The sequence below is a fragment of the Streptomyces sp. NBC_01508 genome (assembly GCF_045040315.1).
In the GTDB taxonomy this organism is placed as follows: domain Bacteria; phylum Actinomycetota; class Actinomycetes; order Streptomycetales; family Streptomycetaceae; genus Streptomyces.
On sequence record NZ_CP109419.1, the window covers coordinates 4,984,589 to 5,001,602 of the forward strand.

General features: G+C 69.3%; 17 protein-coding genes and 2 pseudogenes. 9 read left to right on the plus strand and 10 right to left on the minus strand.

The window, feature by feature from the left end; translation table 11 throughout:
• Window positions 1–17 precede the first annotated feature (17 nt).
• The 4 genes from OG700_RS23235 to OG700_RS23250 are packed head-to-tail and all read right to left on the minus strand — an operon-like array spanning window position 18 to window position 3,552.
• Window positions 18–593 (minus strand): phosphoribosyltransferase family protein, encoded by a 576-nt coding sequence (locus OG700_RS23235; protein WP_405616564.1) that lies wholly within the window; start codon window positions 591–593, stop codon window positions 18–20.
• A gap of 44 nt (window positions 594–637) precedes the next feature.
• Complete coding sequence (locus OG700_RS23240) at window positions 638–2,437, minus strand: DUF4254 domain-containing protein (protein ID WP_405616566.1); 1,800 nt, start codon at window positions 2,435–2,437, stop codon at window positions 638–640.
• Complete coding sequence (locus OG700_RS23245; protein ID WP_405616568.1) at window positions 2,434–3,081, minus strand: hypothetical protein; 648 nt, start codon at window positions 3,079–3,081, stop codon at window positions 2,434–2,436. Before OG700_RS23245 ends, OG700_RS23240 begins: the two co-directional genes overlap by 4 nt.
• Before the next feature lie 3 nt (window positions 3,082–3,084).
• Complete coding sequence (locus OG700_RS23250; RefSeq protein ID WP_405616570.1) at window positions 3,085–3,552, minus strand: NUDIX domain-containing protein; 468 nt, start codon at window positions 3,550–3,552, stop codon at window positions 3,085–3,087.
• 559 nt (window positions 3,553–4,111) lie between these two features.
• On the opposite strand from OG700_RS23250, the gene OG700_RS23255 reads away from it, so the two are divergent.
• The 5 genes and pseudogenes from OG700_RS23255 to OG700_RS23275 form a co-directional block, all read left to right on the plus strand.
• Window positions 4,112–4,897: a hypothetical protein gene (locus OG700_RS23255; protein WP_405616572.1), complete on the plus strand. Its 786-nt coding sequence runs from the start codon at window positions 4,112–4,114 to the stop codon at window positions 4,895–4,897.
• 25 nt (window positions 4,898–4,922) lie between these two features.
• The gene (locus OG700_RS23260) at window positions 4,923–5,492 is read left to right on the plus strand and encodes an isochorismatase family cysteine hydrolase (RefSeq protein WP_405621898.1); all 570 of its coding nucleotides are present in this window, start codon (window positions 4,923–4,925) and stop codon (window positions 5,490–5,492) included.
• Window positions 5,493–5,496: 4 nt separating this feature from the next.
• The gene (locus OG700_RS23265; RefSeq protein ID WP_405616574.1) at window positions 5,497–6,411 is read left to right on the plus strand and encodes an FAD-dependent oxidoreductase; all 915 of its coding nucleotides are present in this window, start codon (window positions 5,497–5,499) and stop codon (window positions 6,409–6,411) included.
• Window positions 6,412–6,457: 46 nt separating this feature from the next.
• Window positions 6,458–6,862: an NUDIX hydrolase gene (locus OG700_RS23270; RefSeq protein ID WP_405616577.1), complete on the plus strand. Its 405-nt coding sequence runs from the start codon at window positions 6,458–6,460 to the stop codon at window positions 6,860–6,862.
• An 18-nt stretch (window positions 6,863–6,880) separates the two neighbouring features.
• A pseudogene (locus OG700_RS23275) lies at window positions 6,881–7,024 on the plus strand (FAD-binding oxidoreductase); the annotation flags it as partial.
• Between the two features lie 103 nt (window positions 7,025–7,127).
• On the opposite strand, the gene OG700_RS23280 reads toward OG700_RS23275, so the two are convergent.
• The 5 genes from OG700_RS23280 to OG700_RS23300 all read right to left on the minus strand — a co-directional run bounded on the left by OG700_RS23280 (window position 7,128) and on the right by OG700_RS23300 (window position 12,255).
• Window positions 7,128–7,493 carry a hypothetical protein gene (locus OG700_RS23280; protein ID WP_405616579.1) on the minus strand — a complete coding sequence of 122 codons (366 nt, stop codon included), beginning with the start codon at window positions 7,491–7,493 and terminating at the stop codon, window positions 7,128–7,130.
• Window positions 7,494–7,607: 114 nt separating this feature from the next.
• Window positions 7,608–9,323, minus strand: coding sequence for a mobilization protein (locus tag OG700_RS23285; RefSeq protein ID WP_405616581.1), 1,716 nt, complete (start codon window positions 9,321–9,323; stop codon window positions 7,608–7,610).
• Window positions 9,320–9,661: a plasmid mobilization relaxosome protein MobC gene (locus OG700_RS23290; RefSeq protein ID WP_405616583.1), complete on the minus strand. Its 342-nt coding sequence runs from the start codon at window positions 9,659–9,661 to the stop codon at window positions 9,320–9,322. Before OG700_RS23290 ends, OG700_RS23285 begins: the two co-directional genes overlap by 4 nt.
• A gap of 885 nt (window positions 9,662–10,546) precedes the next feature.
• A complete protein-coding gene (locus OG700_RS23295; protein ID WP_405616585.1) occupies window positions 10,547–11,761 on the minus strand; it encodes a DUF3631 domain-containing protein in 1,215 nt (404 codons plus the stop codon).
• A 263-nt stretch (window positions 11,762–12,024) separates the two neighbouring features.
• Window positions 12,025–12,255, minus strand: a complete 231-nt coding sequence (locus OG700_RS23300; protein ID WP_405616587.1) for a hypothetical protein — start codon at window positions 12,253–12,255, stop codon at window positions 12,025–12,027.
• A gap of 197 nt (window positions 12,256–12,452) precedes the next feature.
• On the opposite strand from OG700_RS23300, the gene OG700_RS23305 reads away from it, so the two are divergent.
• Both OG700_RS23305 and xerC read left to right on the plus strand, forming a co-directional pair.
• Complete coding sequence (locus OG700_RS23305) at window positions 12,453–13,031, plus strand: transcriptional regulator (protein ID WP_405616589.1); 579 nt, start codon at window positions 12,453–12,455, stop codon at window positions 13,029–13,031.
• Window positions 13,028–14,686: pseudogene (xerC, locus tag OG700_RS23310) on the plus strand (tyrosine recombinase XerC). The gene OG700_RS23305 and the pseudogene xerC overlap by 4 nt, the downstream one beginning before the upstream one ends.
• Window positions 14,687–15,324: 638 nt before the next feature.
• Here the strand turns inward: xerC and OG700_RS23315 are convergent.
• The gene (locus OG700_RS23315) at window positions 15,325–16,062 is read right to left on the minus strand and encodes a GntR family transcriptional regulator (protein ID WP_405616591.1); all 738 of its coding nucleotides are present in this window, start codon (window positions 16,060–16,062) and stop codon (window positions 15,325–15,327) included.
• A gap of 231 nt (window positions 16,063–16,293) precedes the next feature.
• Here OG700_RS23315 and OG700_RS23320 point away from each other — a divergent pair, with 231 nt between their 5' ends.
• The gene (locus OG700_RS23320; RefSeq protein WP_405616593.1) at window positions 16,294–16,782 is read left to right on the plus strand and encodes a hypothetical protein; all 489 of its coding nucleotides are present in this window, start codon (window positions 16,294–16,296) and stop codon (window positions 16,780–16,782) included.
• A complete protein-coding gene (locus OG700_RS23325) occupies window positions 16,779–16,991 on the plus strand; it encodes a hypothetical protein (protein ID WP_405616595.1) in 213 nt (70 codons plus the stop codon). The genes OG700_RS23320 and OG700_RS23325 overlap by 4 nt, the downstream gene beginning before the upstream one ends.
• Window positions 16,992–17,014 lie beyond the last annotated feature (23 nt).

Consider the following 17,014-nt stretch of genomic DNA (forward strand, 5'->3'; position numbering starts at 1 on the left):
TGCCGGGGCGACCGCGGTCACGCCGGGCCTTCGATCGTGGTGAGCGAGACCAGGGGCAGACCGAGGTCGGTGAGCAGGTCGCGGGCGCCGCGGGCGGGGTCCTCCACCAGGCAGGCCGCCGCCAGCGGGACGGCGCCCGCCTCGCGAAGGCGGTGGGTGAGGTCGGCCAGGGTCCGGCCGGTGGTGATCTCGTCGTCCACGATGACGATGCGCTGCCCGGGGGCGATGCCGTACGCGAAGACGTCGGTGCGCATCGCGTGGGGCTCGCTGAAGCGGACCGCGCCGTCGAGGGGAAGGTGCAGCTTCCAGGCGATCTTGTACGGGAGATGGGCGGCGCCGGCGAGGGAGACGGTCGGCAGGATGCCGCCCGCGTCCAGGCCGAGGAGGAAGTCCACGGAGCCGAGTCCGTCCGGCACCTGCTCCTGGAGCAGACGCCACAGGTCGGCTCCGGTGTTGGCGAGGGTGTCGGGGTGGACCGGGTCCTCCAGGCCGTCCAGGGAGTGGATGACACGCTCGCGGCGGCTCGTGGCCCCGACGCTGAGGCGCTCGACGATTCGGGCGGAGAAGGACGGCATGGTGATGGTTTCGGGCATGGCGAAGCTCCTGTTGGATGGAGAAGGATGAAGGGGGAGGCTGTTCAGGCGGCGAGCTGGATGGCGTACCAGGTGAGGAACTGGTCGACGGCCGCGACGACGGGCTTGAAGGCGCGGTCGGTGTCGCCGTCGCGCCAGGCGCTGGAGATCTCGGCCAGGGAAGGCACCGAGAGGTTGGCCAGGCCCGGCATGCGGGAGGCCGCGGTGAGGATCCGGTCGGGTCCGGACTCCCACTGGTTGTGTTCACGGAGGAGGAGGCGGCAGGCGAGCACGACGTGCTTGTAGAGCTGCCGCAGGGTGGCTGGCCCCGCGTCGGCACGCAGGCGGCGCATGGTGAGGATGACCTGGGGGATTTCCCGGACGGCGGCGAGCGCGAGCTCGTCTCGGCTGATCGTCGGCAGTTCGAGGTCGGGTGCGGCGTGCAGGACGGGGCTGCCCTGCTGGAGTTGGTGGAGGACGAATGCCAGGCGCGGGGTGAGGCGTCGGGCGGTCAGTTCGCCGGGGGTGACGAGGGTGGGGCCGAGGGAGGCCGCGCCGGCCAGGGCGGTCCGGTACTGCTCCAGGGCCTCGTGGACCCGGCCGAGGGCCTCGTGTTCGGCGATTACGAGCAGGTCCAGGTCGGACCAGCCGGCGATCCAGCTGCCCTCGCCGGGGCTGCCGGTCAGGGCGGCGAGCCGTACGCCGGGGCCGTATGCCCGTACTGCGTCGGTGAAGTCGGCCGTCGCCGAGGCGACCGCGGCCGGCAGGCCCAACCCGTATGGGGTGGCCACACGCAGCGCCGTGACCGTCGGCGGGGCGGCGATGCGGCGGAGCCGTGCGCGGAGGGCGGCGATGCTTCTGGTGTTGTCGATGACGTGGTCGGCGAGCGCGGCGACTTGGTGGGCGCCACGGCTCATCTTGATCTCGTCCTTCGCCGCGACGGCCTGGGCCTGAGTCCCGGACCGCTCGACGCGTATGGCGAAGGAGGCGTCCAGGTAGACGATCTGGAGCGTGTCGCCCATGAGTTGCTTGAGCTCGGCGATCGAGGTGTCGTCGTGGACGGATTCGATGGTGAACAGCCGTGTGTCGACGTGGGCGTCTGCGAAGCGGTTCAGCTCGCCGAGCAGCAGCTCGGCCTGCCGCCGGGCCGACAGCGCGTACGGGTCCGCAAGGCCCTCCCGGTGGGCCGCCTGCCGCAGCAGGAAGCCGATCTTCAGGCGCTGGGCGCCGCACGTGCGCTGGACGAACTCGGCGCTGGTGCTCTTGCCGCACTCGCTCAGCCCACCGAGAGCGAGGACCCGGCGCAGGTGCCGACTCGGCTTGACCTCCGCGGGGGCCGCGGCGTTCCGGCCGTACAACTTGAAGCGGGCCGGTACAGGGAGTCGACGGCGTCCGGCGACGACGTCGGAGACCAGCGTGTCGAGGGCTGCGCACAGCTCCTCCCGCTGGCGGTGGAGGGCGGGGACACGGCGGCGGGTCAGCTCGTCTCGGGCCGCAGCCTGCTTGCTGTGCCAGATCCGCAGCGTCAGCACCGACAGGCGGTCGACGACGGTGGCGAGCGTCTCGGTGTGCAGCGGCGCATCGGCGCGGCCTGCGTCTGCCAGCGAACCGAGGACCTCGTCGGCCCGCTCGGCGAGTACGTTGCGTTCGGCGTTGAGCTGGTCGATCTCCCGTTTGCAGTCGGCGACCTGGGCGGCGGAGAGTAAGGCGCCGCGTACCCGGTCCTCGATGTCCCACAGACGTCCGTTGACCGTGTGTAGCCGGGTGACGGCGTCGTCCAGGCGGTGCCGGTCCTTGTCCTGGAGCGTTGCTATGACGCGGGCGAGGCCGGGCGGCAGGACCAGGGGCGGGGAGTTCTGAGTCATCGGTGATTCCCGTCAGTGAGTTGGGGAATGACTACGTGGCTGAGTACGTCGGCGTGGACGTCGTCCAGGGAGCGGTCCTCGCAGTCGACGACCGCGGTGTAGGCACCGTGGTCGACCTGGTGGAGTAGGACCGCGTGCAGCGTCTTCTGGTAGGCCGGGTAGATCCCGGTCCATGGACGGCCCTCGCGGGCGCTGGTGATGGCGTAGCCGCGTTCGGCGTCGAGTGATGACAGCAGGAGGATCGCGGTCTCCGGTGCGGCGGCTCGCGAACCGGCGATGCCCGTCACGGTCTTGAACGCCTCGCCGACCGTAAGACCGTCCTTGACCACGCAGGTCGCGGTGGCCACGGCGAGGAGCATGGGCAGGCCCCGGTCGAGTAGGCCCGTACGCCCCTCCTCGCGGGCGGCGGCCCGCTTGCCGTGGCCGGCGAGCAGCATCTCGGTCAGCTCGACGGTCGTGGACGTCTCGAACCACCACCGGGCGTAGTCGCCGGCCGCCACCCGCGCCCACGCCTCGGGGTCGTGCTCGTGGACCGATCCCAGCGGCTGGAAGGCTTCCCACCGCCCGGCCAGCCGGACGAGGTGAGTCGTCTTGCCCACGTTGTCAGGGCCGTTGAGGCTGACGAAGTCCGGGACCCGCGCCATCGCTCACGCCTCGCGGATCGGGGTGTTGAGGACGGAGACGATCGCGTCCGTGTTCGCGGCGATGAACTCGGCCAGCTCCGGCGGCATCAGGTTCAGCTCACGGGCGGCCTCGGCAGTGAAGGGCACCCGGACCACCTCATACCCGCCCCGCTCCGGCTTGGCGAACTCCGTCCCCGTCCGCGCGGCCAGGTCCATCGACTCCAGGCGTGCGGCGAAGATGTGCTGGACACCGACACCGCCCTCCAGCTTGTCAGTGATCAGGTGAACGAGCTCGGCGCGCTCCAGCTTGCCGCCCAGCTCCTCGAACACCTCACGGTGCAGTGCGGCCTCGATGGTCGCGTCATCCTCCTCGACCCCGCCGCCGACGGACACCCAGTACGGTTCCCTGCCCGGCTTGGTGCGCTTGATGAGGACCAGCTTGTCGCCGTCGAGGAGGATGACGCGGGCGTTGCGCTTGACGATGTCGGTCATGCCGTTTGCTCCTTCTGGTGGTGGTGCACGGGGGAATGGGCGGGGGCGCCTGATCTCGGCGTGCTCTGTCGGCTCGGTGGACCCAGCATGGTGCAGACCGGTCGCGGAGCGTGACGTAGAAGTGCTGCAACAATGCCGCAGCGCTGCTGAACAGGGCTGGCTACGCTGGACGTTTCGGCGTTTCACCGAGTGACGGGCAGGGGGCACGACGGTGGTCATGGTGCAGCGATGGTCCGGCCGGGAAGCCCGGCTGTTACGCGACGCCCTCCGCATGAGCCTTCGGGACTTCGCCGCCTACCTGGGTGTCAGTGAGCGGACTGTGTCGAACTGGGATGGCGGCGGGGCGAGTTACCGGCCCCGCGCCGAGTCTCAGGCCGTCCTAGACACGGCACTCGGCCGTGCATCGGATGACGCGAAGGCCCGTTTCGCGGCGGCGCTGGGAAACAATGACGCAGCTATACCTGGCACAGGCAGGATCGAAGCCGACTCCCACAAGTTCCTGCCGGTTTTCATTGGCGTCGAGCGCGCACTCCGGCTCCGCGCGCACATGACACCGAGCGTGGATGACCAGTGGCTGGCGTCCTCCTCGGCCCGAGTGGATCACCCCAAAGCGCAGGACTGCGTCCTGCACGTCTTCGCATGCGGGGTCGCCGTTTTTCATCTTCTCCAGCGGCAAGAGCCCACCGCGCTCACCGACCTCGCCGTCTGGCGCTACCGCTCATACGCCTCCGACCTGCCCTGGGCACGAGACAAGCTCCGCGACCTCCTGGACGAGGACCACACGCCGGTCCCCAACCCCGAGTACGTCCTTTCCCTGTACTGGCTCACCTCCGGCCCGTGGACCGGAGACACCTACGACACCGCACTACGCCTGCTGTCCACACCCTCGGTCTTGGTCGACCGGGGCGCCCCAGGCGGGCCCGCGCCCCTGGACGGCACAGTCGAGGAGTCGCTCCTGGCCACCGGCTTCGATCATCCGGACATCGTGTCCTTCGGTGTACGGGGCGTCTCCACCGCCTACGCTGGATGGTCCGGCGTCGCCTACGCCTCCCACTCCTGCGAACGCAGCCTCACCACCGACGAGCTGGTCACCTTCGAACTGACCGTCCAAGTTCTGTGGTGTTTCACCCACCAGATCCAGCAGATGATCGAGGATGGCCAAGACCCCTCCATGCCAGAGCAGTACGGCTGGCGTTTCCTGCGCGCCGCCTACTCCCGGCTCACCACCGCCCGTGCCCAGGAGAGCGCGCAGCACTTCCTGATGCGGGAGGCCATCATGAAGACCAGCGGACTGGTCGAACGGCTGCGTGCCGCACAGGACGCTCTACGTGAGAGCGATGGCTGAGAACACAGGGCAGGAGAGACACCGGATGGACATCGGCAGCGCCGCACTGGTCGTGATCGACGTGCAGAACGGCTTCGTCAACCACCACAGCCGTCACGCCGTGCCGGCGGTTTCCGACCTGCTCGCCCAGTGGTCCGCCGCTGGCCGTCCTGTGGTCTTCACCCGGTACTTCAACTATCCGGACAGTCCATACGAGCGCTTCTTCCAGTGGCGACGACTCCAGGAACCACCCGAGACCGACATCGTTCCCGAACTCGCGGAAGCAGCCATCCACGCTCATGCGGTCGTCGACAAGACCGGGTACACGCTCTTCACCCCCGAGGCCACGGAACTGATCGGCCAGGCCGGCTGGACCGACCTCGTCTTCTGCGGGATCGCCACTGAGAGCTGTGTCCTGAAGTCTGCTGCCGACGCCTTCGAGCACGGCTACGCACCCTGGATCGTCACCGACGCCTGCGCCACCGACGCAGGCCCCGACGTCCACGACGCCGGCCTCCTCGTCGCCCGTCGCCTGATTGGAACCGGCCAACTCGTCACCAGCGACCAGGTGATCGGACAACTCACTGCGTACGCCGGGACTCCGGTGCTCGAATAGACCCATGGCCGACACGCTGTACGACACCCACCTGATCATCATCGGCGGCGGCCCGGCCGGCTGCGCCGCCGCCCGCATGGCCGCCAGCGTCGGCATGCGCTCGATTCTGGTCGAGCCGGACCGGCTGTGCCGCAACCTCTACCGGATTCCGGTACTGAACAACGTCCTCGGCGGCTACACCAGCGGCCCCGAGCTGGCCGACTCCATCGTCGCGGAGCTGAAGAGCACGGAGCTGTGCCGTCTCGAACTCGGCCGGCACGTTACCGAGCTTCGTGCCGACGACGTCCACGTGACCGTCACGGTCGACACCGGCGTCCGTCTCACCGCTCCGTACGTCATCGCCGCCACCGGCGTCGGGCCCCTCCAACCCCGCGACGCCACCTGGATCACCGCACCCGACGGCCTGACCCTGCCCCCGCTCTGGCAGGCCGAGGCGGACGACGCCGAGGGCCGGACACTCCTCGTCCTCGGCGGCGACCGCCCGATCGGCACCTTCCTGCGAGCCCACCCGACCACCGGCACCCGTCTGCTCGTGGCGTACCCGGCGGTCGACGAATACAAGATCGAAGAGGTCCGCGAGGACCCCCGCGTCACGCTCCTCCCCGTCGGGCACCTGACGCTGAGGCCCGCAGAGGGCACAGTGGTGTCAGCGGAAGCGATGGGCCAGGGCGGCACCCTACGGACGATCGTGGCGGATGCCGCCTACCTCAGCATCGGCAACGCCCCGAACGTCCCGTCCGGCGACCTGACCTGCGGCGTGGACGGGTACTGTCCGCCGACTGACCAGCATCCCCGCGTCATCGTGGCTGGCGATCTCCGCTCCGCCCGCTTCCAGCGGATCATGACCGCCTTGGGTTCGGGGAGCGAGGCCGCACTGCATGCTTACTACGCGGCCAGGGAAGTGCTCACCAAGAGCTGAGGCCACCTCGGCGGGATACGGCGACGGCGCTCGGAAGGGAATCTCCGTGACCAGTGAGGCCGGGACGACGGTCGCCGCTGCCGTCGTCGTTCAGGACGGGCGCGTCCTGCTCGTGCGACGACGCGTGGCGGAAGGCGCACTCTCGTGGCAGTTTCCGGCAGGAAAGATCGAACCTGCGGAAGCCCCCGAAGAAGCCGCAGCGCGGGAGACCCGGGAGGAGACCGGGCTTCTGGTGTCGCCGCAGAGCGCGCTCGGACAGCGGACTCACCCCATGACGGGCCGGGAGATCCACTACATCGCATGCCGCCCGGTCGGCGGCGAGGCGGTCATCGCGAGTGCTGGTGAGGTGGCCGGCCTGGCCTGGGTCGCGCACGGCGAGATCCCGCAGTACGTGCCGTACGGACTGTTCGAGCCGGTGCAGGAGTACCTGGACACGGCCCTGCTTCCCTGAGCTCTTCGGGGCAAGGTCATGAGTGCTAGGGAAGGCGTTGTCGTCGTCGGAGCTCGGCGGGCAGGGCTCACCACCGCCGTCGTTCTCGCCGAGGCCGGAGCCTCGGTGCACGTGATCGCCGAGCAGGTGCCGGGCGTCACATCGCTGGCGGCCGGGGCGATGTAGGGGACCTACCTGGTCCCTGACCATGACCTTGGCCGGTGGTCGGGGAGGGCTCTCCCCGACCACCGGCCACCGGTTCCTGTACGAGGCCGTGTCTGTGCGCTCAGTCCTTGTGCGGGTGGAGGCTGCCAGCGCCCGCGGCAATGACGGTCTCCAACCGGCTGTACTCGAGCATGTCCTCGTGGGTCATGAATGGGATGAGGGCTTCGCGGTGCGGGAGGACGTACTTGAACAGGAGCTCGGCCATTTGGTGCGCGGCGGCCTGGGCCTCGGCTCCAGCCTCGGGGGCGTGCACATGGACGTCGGCGGCCTGGAGTTCTTCGAAGGTGGCGTCATCGGCGAGGGCCTGTTCCTCGTCGGTGAAGGGGCGTCCGTCGAGGTGGCGGAAGGTGCGGGTGCCCGAGGATCGGTTGAAGTCCGTGTCGAAGAGCAGGGCCATGACGTGGGGGCGAGGGGTGGATGCGGGCACAGGGGGTTCTCCGTAGCGGGGCGGGGGCGGGGTGCTGATGTACTCATGGTGTGGAGAATCCCTGGTTAGCCCAACCGGGGGTCGTGTGCTAGTTTCCGCGCTCGATTAATGGGTTCAGCGTCGTCGTGGGGGATTGTTCGCGGGTCCGGTCCCGATGTGCGCTGCCCGTTCGGGAGAGGGCCTGGCGTGGGTGCAGCCGACCCGTCGGCCCTGAGAATTCTGGGGATCAGCGGGTAGGCCGGCCATCCGTCGGAGCCGCCACACGAGCACGTCGCTCATGCGTTCCGCCGAGTTCAGTTCCCTGCGGGCCGCTGCCTGGGTGAGCAGGGTGGTGGGGTTGTGGCCGACGGTCCGGGCGTCGTCGAGGGTGGCTGCGAGGGCCGGCCAGCCGGGTTCGGCGAGGATCTGGTCGGCCAGTTCGGGCAGAGCTTGGTGTACGGCGGTGGCGTGATGGCGCTGCCAGGCCGGGGCCAGGTGGCTTCCTCGCTGGTGGAGCAGCGCCATGGGGTGACGGGCGGCGGCCTGGTAGGCGGCGCGGAGGTGTGCGGCGGCCTGGTGCGCGGCTTCGGCCTGTTGGGCGTGCTGCTTCTTGGCGTGCCAGTTCGCGGCGGCGATGGCGAGGAAGATCACCATGTCGATGGCCATGGCTGTGGTGGCGCCGTCCTCGCCTTGGCCGAAGGCCGAGCCACTGTGGACGAGGTCGCGAGCGGCTCGGCGAAGGGCGTGGTCGTGGCCTCGTGCGGCGCGTATGTGGGAGCGGGAGGCGCGCTCGAACGCGGTGGCGGCGGCTTGCAGCTCGTGGCGGGTGTGGGCGGCGGAGGTCTTGGCGAGGGCGTCGAGGACTTCCCCGGTGGCGGCGATCTGCGCGGCGATCATGCCGTCGTCGCCGTGGTCGATGACGAGCAGCGCCTGCCACGCGGCAGTGGTTGCGCGTCGGCGGGCGGACGCGGCCCCGGTTGCCGACGGCAAGACCGACGGTGTGTTGTCGTCCAAGGTCTGGGTCCAGCGTTCACGGATGCGAGGCAGGGAGAGGTCCGGGGCGAGCTTGGAGCCGGAGTAGAAGATGGGTTCGCCCATGGCATTGAGGTCACCGGGGAGAGCGACGGTGTAGCCGAGGGTGTCGCCCGACGGTGCAATGCGGCGCCGGATGAGCAAGCCGACTGCGGCAAGGCGGTTGAAGAACTCTTCCTCGCTTGCCGCGCCGGCCACCGAGCGGCGGACCGTCTCGCGCAGTTCCTCGCGCGGAGTGCGCTGCTGACCACGGCGTTCGGCTTTGTGGCGTTCGGCGCTGGTGGGGCGCTTGGCGGCGGTGCCATCACCCGGACTGACCCTGCGCAGGCCGTAGTCGACCTCGATGGCGCGGGCTTCGGCCTGGGCGCGGCGGGCCTCGTTGTTCAGGCGGGGCCGTCGTCCGTCGTCGCGGACCAGTGTGGCGATGATGTGGATGTGGTCGTCGGCGTGCCGGACCGCTGCCCACCGGCATGCGGCATGGTCGCCGTCGGGGGCTATGCCGGTGGCGGCGACCATGCGACGGGCGATGGCTGCCCAGTGGTCGTCGGACAGGATCGGGTCTTCGGGGCTGGCACGTACGGACAGGTGCCACACGTGCTTCTTGGGGCGTCGGTCGACGGGCAGGGCGTTTACGGGCTGGTCGAGCAGGCGCTGCAACTGCTTGTAGGTGGCGCTGGGGTCGCGGCAGGGGGCGGGGATGAGCGGGTCGAAAGCGGCGACCAGACGCGGGTCGACGTGCTCCTCGTGGGTGCCGGGGCCGTAGAGGTAGCGGATCAGACCGATCGTCTCGCTGCCCCGCTTGTGGACGCGGGGCATCACGCCGGGGCACCTCCGTCCCGGTGGGCGAGCAGGGCATCGGCGGCATCCTCCATGCGACGGGCCGCGCCCATGACGGCCTGGGCAGCGGCGTTCAGGTGGGGTGCGTCGACTCCGGAGTTGAGGGCCTTGGCAACCTGGTTGAACAGACCGTGGATGCGGCCCAGATGCCGGCGGGCGGCGAAGATCTCGTCGATGACCTCGCGTTCGGTGGCGATCTCGGCGGCGGTGCGGGTCAGGTCGCGGGCCGCCTTGTCCACCGCGTAGGCGAGGAAGGCGGCGTTGCTCATGGCGCATTGGTCGGCCGCGTTGGTGAAGCGCGCGAACTCGGCGTCGTTCATACGGCAGCTGGGCTGGTGCAGGCGCTCGTGGGGCTTCGGCTGACGAGCGCGCTGACGCTTGCGCGAGAGGGACTCGGCGGACCGTTCCCCTCTAGGCCGCGGTCCGCCCCCGGCCGCTGCCTGCCGACCCGGTGCCCTTGGCGCCGGGGCTCTCCCGCCACCCCCGGGGCGGGAACTCCGGGAGCATTGCTTCCGGGACAACTTGCTGCGCTTATGGCTGGGGTCGAGGCCATTTCCTGCTGAACGATGGTGTGTTCGCTGTGCTGGTCGTGCATGTGGGTGTTCTCCGAGCGGTGGTCGTCGAGGGGTTGGGCCGGGGCGTGGTCCTGCTGGATGCCGCAGGACGTCCGCCGGTGCGGGTGGAGACCGGTCCGCTGGGACCGGATGCAGTGGGGACCGTGGGTGGTCCGGGCGATTCCGGTCCCCGAGGGAGTGGTCCGCGATAGCGGGCGCGGTCTGCCGGCCTTGGGGACCAAGGTGTTGGTCTCCGAGGACCGAGAGGGGGCATCGCGCTGACCTGCGGAAAGTCTGGTCCGCAGACCGGTCCGGTCCGCGCGGACCACTTGTGTACTGCCGTACGTACCGGTCCTGGGGATAGTCCGCTGCTCGGTCCCGGACCGGTCCCGGACCGGTCCCCGGTCGGTCCGGGACCGTCCCCGCACGGTCCCGGACCGGCTCGGGACGGTCCCCGTCCGGGTTGGTCCGCTGGTCCGGGACCGTGGACCACCCGGGGTTTGGGCTGGGGCCGGGGGAGTCGTCCCAGTCGTCCCGTTGCTGGTCAGGGCAGGTACGGGTGGGGTCGTGATGTCGGGTTGACTCGTTGCGGGTCTGGGACCCGTCCCCGTGCTGACCTGCACGGGGACGGGTGGGACGGGTCGATACGGGTTATGGGCCGGACTGGGCGGGTTCTGGCTGTGGTGCTGGGGTGGGGCAGTAGCGGTCCCAGGCGTCGGTGAACTGGTGGCGGGCGAAGCCCTTGGCCTGGGTACCACCGGGGAATCGGTGGTTGGCCGAGCTGATGCCGTAGTCCCTGAGCAGCAGTTGCAAGCCGCGCGGGGTCAGCCCGTGGGGTCCGTATTCGGCCCAGGGGGCTTCGGGGTCGGCGTTGAGCTGTTCGATGAGGCGGCCGGTGCGCAGGGTGGCCGGGTCGCCTTCGGCGGCGAAGACGCGGCGGATGTCGGTCAGGATCCGGGTCCGCAGGGCTCCGTCCTCGTCCTGTCCTGCCTCGTGGGCGGTCATAGTCCGGCAAGCCGTACGGGCGAGGACGGGCCATTCGCCTCCGGCGAGGTCGGCGACGATGACCAGAGGTTCCCAGGTGTCGGCGGCGCGGTCCTCGACCGGCATGACCGGTTCCATGTCCATCGCCTGCGCGTGGAGGGGGTGGAGCCATGCGGTGAGGCGGTCGCGTATCGCGTTCAGGGCGGGTGTGTCGCGGCCGGTGCGGAAGGCGGCCACGGTCTCACCGGCCGCCCGGCGGCGCATCCGGACGACGACCGAGCGGTCCATGATCGTGTCGGGGAGGTCACCGATGCCGGCGAGGGCGGCCATGGCGAAGGTGGGGAACTTGACCGGCTTGTGCTCGGGGCCGGTCACTCGCAGGGTGGGCCGGTTGCGCTGGTGACCGGCGTTGAGGAGCCCGCGCAGGTCCTCGTTGCGCTCGGCGGCCTTGAGGGTGCCGAAGAGGGTGTCGGCCTCGTCGACCAGCAGGGTCGGCGGGTTCTCGGTGATCGACCGGAAGATGGCCGCCGGGCTGGCGTTGACTCTGATCAGCGGCGCGTGCACGGTCTCGGTCACCACGTCCAGGAGCCGCGACTTGCCGCACCGCTTCGCCGGACCGACCACCGCGAGGCGGGGTGCATGCTGCCATGCGGTCTGCAGGTGGGTGGCCGCGACCCACAAGGTCACCGCGGTCACCGCCTCCTCGCTCGGAAGCACGACGAACCGCTTGACCTGCGCCCGCAGTTCAGCGAGGACCTGTGCGCCTTCGGACAGCGGGGTGTTGGCGGCTTCGGCGGCCTTCCGCGCCTGCCCGGGGACGGCGACCGGGGGCCAGGTGGGTTCGGCGGGGGCGGAATAGGGCTCGGTGGGTGTGTGTTCCACTGGGCGGTTCCTCGTCTGGCGGTGGCGGGCTTGCGCGCCCTTGCCGCCGGGTTGGTTCTTGACGGGCCGTTCGGGGCTACCGGGGCCTCCGGCGTTGCGTCGCCGGAGGCCCGCTCCGTCCCTTCGGAGGACGTGTCCGGTGTTCCGAATCGGAACAGGCCGGGCGTTCCCCGAGGGAACACGGACAGTACGTCCACACCCCTGAACAGTCCAGCGTTTCTGTGTCAGCTGAGCGCAGAACCGCCTGCTAGGCTGCCCGCCCTTCACGCCGCCAGCCCGAGCAGGTTCAACAGGTCCGCGGTCACGACCCGGTAGGCGTTGCCGAGCCGCAGCACCTTGCACGGATAGGCGCCGCGCTTCGCCAGCTCGTACCCCTTGCTCCGCCCCAGTCCGAGAGCCCGGTTGCTGGTATCCAGGTCAACGGCCACGGGGAGGGCGAGCAGCTCTCCCCTGCTCATCCCCTTCGGCCGCCCGGTCATGGCGTCTTCGCGCATTCGGTGCGCTCCTTTCAGTACAGCCCTCGGCGAACGTGCCCATGACGTCCGGCTCCAGGCCGCTACCTAGAGGATCCACAAGCTAATGTGTCTACGTGACACAACGCGATTACGATGATGAAGAAGACGACTTCCCGGAATGGGCAGACCGGATCAAGGCCAACGTGGCCGGCGAAGTCCGGCGAAGAAGGAAGGGGATGGGATGGAGCGCACAGGACCTGGCGGACCGGTGCGAGCGACTCGGGCACCCGATCCCGCGCAACGTGATCGCCAATATGGAGTCCGGCCGCCGGACCAACCTCCCCTTGGTGGACGTGATGGTCCTGGCCGCCGCCCTGGAGACCTACCCGGCCTACCTGATCTTCCCGGTCGGCTACGTCGACCAGACTCAGGAACTGCCCTTCCAGGACCTCGTCCCCACCTGGGACGCCCTGCGCCGGTTCACGGGCGAGGAAGAAGTCTCCACCCATGACCCGGGCCTGGTGCCCGGCTTCGAGCACCACGTCCGCCTCGTCCGCACCGCCCTCGCCTGCCTCGAAGAAGAAGACCGGGCCCGGTTCACCACCAAGACCGCCACCGGCCGGGCCCAGCGGGAAGAAGCCGAACGTAAGCAGGCCGAGTACGCGGACCGGGCCATCACCGCCAAATACCAGCTTCGCAGCCTCCGTCGCAAGATCCGTGACGACGGCGCCACCCCACCCGACCTCCCGTCCGCACTCCGCGATGTCGATCCACCCGAAGCCGACCCCAATCCCCATCTGGAGGAACGTCTTTGAAGGGCTCCACCCACCGCCGCTGCTACTGCCGCGACCCCCGTACCGGTAAGCCGCTCGGCAAGAACTGCCCCAAGCTCACCAGCCGAAAGCACGGCTCCTACTCCATACGCCAGGAACTCCCGCCCCGCGAAGACGGCACCCGCCGTTCCTTCAGCCGCGCCGGCTACGACGCCCTGAAGGCTGCCCAGGCCGACCTCGATCACGTACGCGCTCTTGTCGGCCTCGCCGAAAGCGATGACCCCGAGGGCCTCGCACAGATCGCCGAGCTTCTGGAGCTGGTCGCCGACGAGAAGTCGCCGCTGCCGGACATCGAGGCCACCCGGCGGCGCCTTGCCCACGGCCTCGACCTGACCAGCCGCCTTACCGTCGGGGACTGGCTGGACATGTGGCTGGCTGGCAAGAAGGGACGCCAGAGCGCGATCAGCCGCGACGAGAGCAACATCCGCGTCCACCTCTAACCGCGCATCGGCCACCTCCGGCTCGACCGTCTTCGCGTGGCCCACCTGTCGGAGCTGTTCGAGGCCATCGCCGAGGCCAACGTCGAGATAGCCGAAGGCAACGCGGCCAGGCGCAAGGCGTTCGAGGACCTCGCGCAGATCCCCTGGAAGGGCCGCGAGCACCGCGCTCATCGCAAGGTGATGAAGGCCGCCATCGACGAGATGGAGCCATACCGCCGGATCGTCGGTGCCGCCACACGTCAGCGGGTCCGCTCCACCCTCAGGGCCGCGCTGAACGCCGCCATCGCCCAGCAGTTGATCACCTTCAACCCGGCCGCCCATGTCGAACTGGAAGCGGGCAAGCGCCCCAAGGCCCTCGTCTGGACGGACGAGCGGATCCTGTACTGGAAGCGCACCGGCGAGAAGCCCTCCCCGGTGATGGTCTGGACGCCTGAGCACACCGGCCTCTTCCTCGATCATGTTGCCGAGGACCGCCTCTACGCGCTGTTCCACCTGACGGCGTTCCGCGGACTGCGACGCGGCGAGGCGTGCGGCCAGAAGTGGATGGACACGCATCTGGCGACCGGGTCCATCACCGTCGCCAAGCAACTCGTCGTCGATGGCTGGGAGGTGTACGAGGACGACCCCAAGACCGACTCCGGCGCGCGCACCATCGCCCTGGACTCCGACACGGTCGACGCGCTGAAGCGCCACCGCGTTCAGCAGGACGAGGACCGCGAAAGATGGGGGAGCGCCTGGGTGGAGACTGGTCGCGTATTCACCCGGGAGAACGGTGAACTGCTCCATCCTGCCAACGTCACCCGCCGGTTCATCGAGCTGTACCAGGAGATCGACCTTCCGCCGATCCGGTTCCACGACCTGCGCCACGGTGCCGCGACCCTGGCCCGCGCGGCCGGAGCCGATCTCAAGGACATCCAGGAGATGCTCGGCCACTCGTCGATCACCATCACGGCCGACACGTACACGAGCCTGTTCCCCGAAGCGGACCTCGCCATCGCCGAGGCTGCGGCCCGGCTCGTGCCGCGTGCACGACCCACCGCCGAGCCCGAGCCCGAGCCCGACGAGGCGGAAGAGCCCGACCCGGAGATCGTGCCGAATGGTGTTGATCGTTTGGGAGAAATTCAGGAGATCGACTCTCCGTCCGCTCACGCACCGCTCACGCAAACGGCCCCGGACGAGGAGTCCGAGGCCGAATAGGAGCCCTCCCTGGGGGAGGAATCCCAGGTCAGAGCGGTCATGCGTTGTGCCCCCGGCAGGATTCGAACCTGCGACACCCGCTTTAGGAGCGAGGTTGGGTGACTGTGCCCCTGACCTGCCTGTTTCCGCTCCTGCGGGAAGTCGGGTCGCTTGCCCCCTTGGTACCGTGATTCCCCGTGGCTCCCCGCCCGTTCTGGCACGGCTATGGCACGCGGACTGCCAACCATCTTCCCCATCCCCCAACACCTACCCCCACCCCCATCTTCCGGGAGCTCCTGGACGGCTTGAGGTCGGTGGAGCGGCTTTGGGCGGGAGCTGCCATGGGGCGAGAGATCGGGGCCCGTACGCTTGCCGCGAATCGGGCAGTCCCTGGACCTGCCCGCAATAGCCCGATGGGGGTCCCGATCTTCGAGGCTCGCCCCATGGTGGCTGCCTAAAGCCGTGGAACCGACCGCCCCGGATCCGTGCCGGCCGTTTTCCTTCACCGGTGCTCGCTCTAGCCGCGCGACCGGCGTAGCCGGGGCGGAGCGGGCCGAAGGCAGGAGCGTCGCCCCGGCGGGAAGCCGGGGAAGCGCGCGGCGAGCGGAGCGAGGCGCCTTGATGAGGTAGAGAAACCCGTAACAGGCTCCGCTGACCTGCTAGTTCAGGTCGTACTCAGCGGTGAGCTGGCGCCCCGCTCCCATGAAGTCGGTGGCGTACTCCGTCACAGAACCGTGCTGATCCCAGTAGTAATTGGCCATGGTTAGGGCAAGGGTGCCCGTTTCGACCCCAAGCAGTATGGCTGCCTCATCGGGAACGGCCTGGACGCACACCACGTCACGCCTTCGAACGGCGCGTCGGCCGGTGCGATCTTCGATCAGCCCGAACGTCATCTTTGGCAACGCTTCGGGAACAGCCAACTCCGGTGCCTTCTCAGCGAGTTCACCCGGTAGCCACGACGTGGACAGAGTGATCACACCCTCGTCATCCAGATACCGACGCTGGCGGCGAATCACCTCCGCCCCCTCTTCCAGCCCAAGAGCCTCAGCAACATCACTCGGCGCAGAAACCAGACCAGCGCTCACGATCTCAACCCGCTCACCAGGGCGGAACCCGCTACCCGTCGCACGCTGAAGCTGAAGGCGGTCCGAACCGCTCGTCAGCTTGCGCCCGAGGTCAACGAATGTGCCCTGCGTCGAGGAGCGCACGTACCCCTCCGCCTGGAGCTGCTTCACACCCTTCGCGGCTGTAGCGGTAGCGACGCCCCACTCCGAAGCAATCTCGGCGATGGACGGCAGCTTGGTGTCCTGAGTCAGGGCGCCATCGATGATCTGCTGTCGAAAATGGTCCGCGATCTGCATAAACGGCGGCGCGGCCCGCTCGACTCGCGGTGTCATTTCTCCTCCTCTGAGCCCGTCTGCTAGCTCACGGACAAGCTTACCCGCGAATCGCCTTGCCATCGCGTACTAGTACACGTACATTCGGACGTGAGCTAGTACACGCTGCCGAGGGCGACGGCCTACCGCCAAGCAGAATCGCCGCCCTCGGCTCCCTCGAAGGGAGCTTCCATCATGCCTGCAACGCTCGTTGCTCCGCACGCTGCGCCTGAGGTTTCGGCCGCTTCGCTGGTGTCGGTAGAGGATCTGTCGACCGGTGAGCGGAAGGTCGCGCTCTACGCCTCGGACATGCCCGACCGCTTCCGCTACCGGCGCGGGGACACGGCCAAGCTCGTCGCCTGGGTCGTCCAGGGTGCTGCCCGTCTGGGCCTGGACGAGCTGTACCGGTCGGCCGCGTACGCACACAGCTACCGGCTGCTGTGGCTGACGAAGATGGCCACGGAAGAGCAGACCCGCGCGCACGCCGACCGTTTCGCCAACGCCCGGCGCCTGGACCGTGCGGAGTCCGCCGCCGCGACTCTGCTGTGCGGGCCGGACCGTATCGACATCGCCCCGTCTGCTGTTGCCCGCAGCCGTCGGTCGATGGTCGAAGGGGCCTGCTACTGCGAGGGCGCCGGTTGGCTCCCCTACGACATGGGCGACGGCACCTACGCGCTGACGGCGTGCCCCGGCCACAACCCGGACGGCACCATGCCGACGCCTTCGGCGGTGATCTCGTGACGTACTTCCCCGACCCCCTGCACGCGCACGAAGCGGCCGACGAGGAGCGCTCGGAGCGGATCACGGTCTGGCTGGACCGCCACGACATCCGCCCGTACACGGCCTTCTACACCGTGGTGGATGACGCGCTGTACGCCGAGGACGACGCCAAACTCCGGGGCCTGTACCCGCCCCTCGGACACGGCTACCCGAGGGAGGACTACGCGTGAGCCTCCTCCCTGTCGCCCCGGCT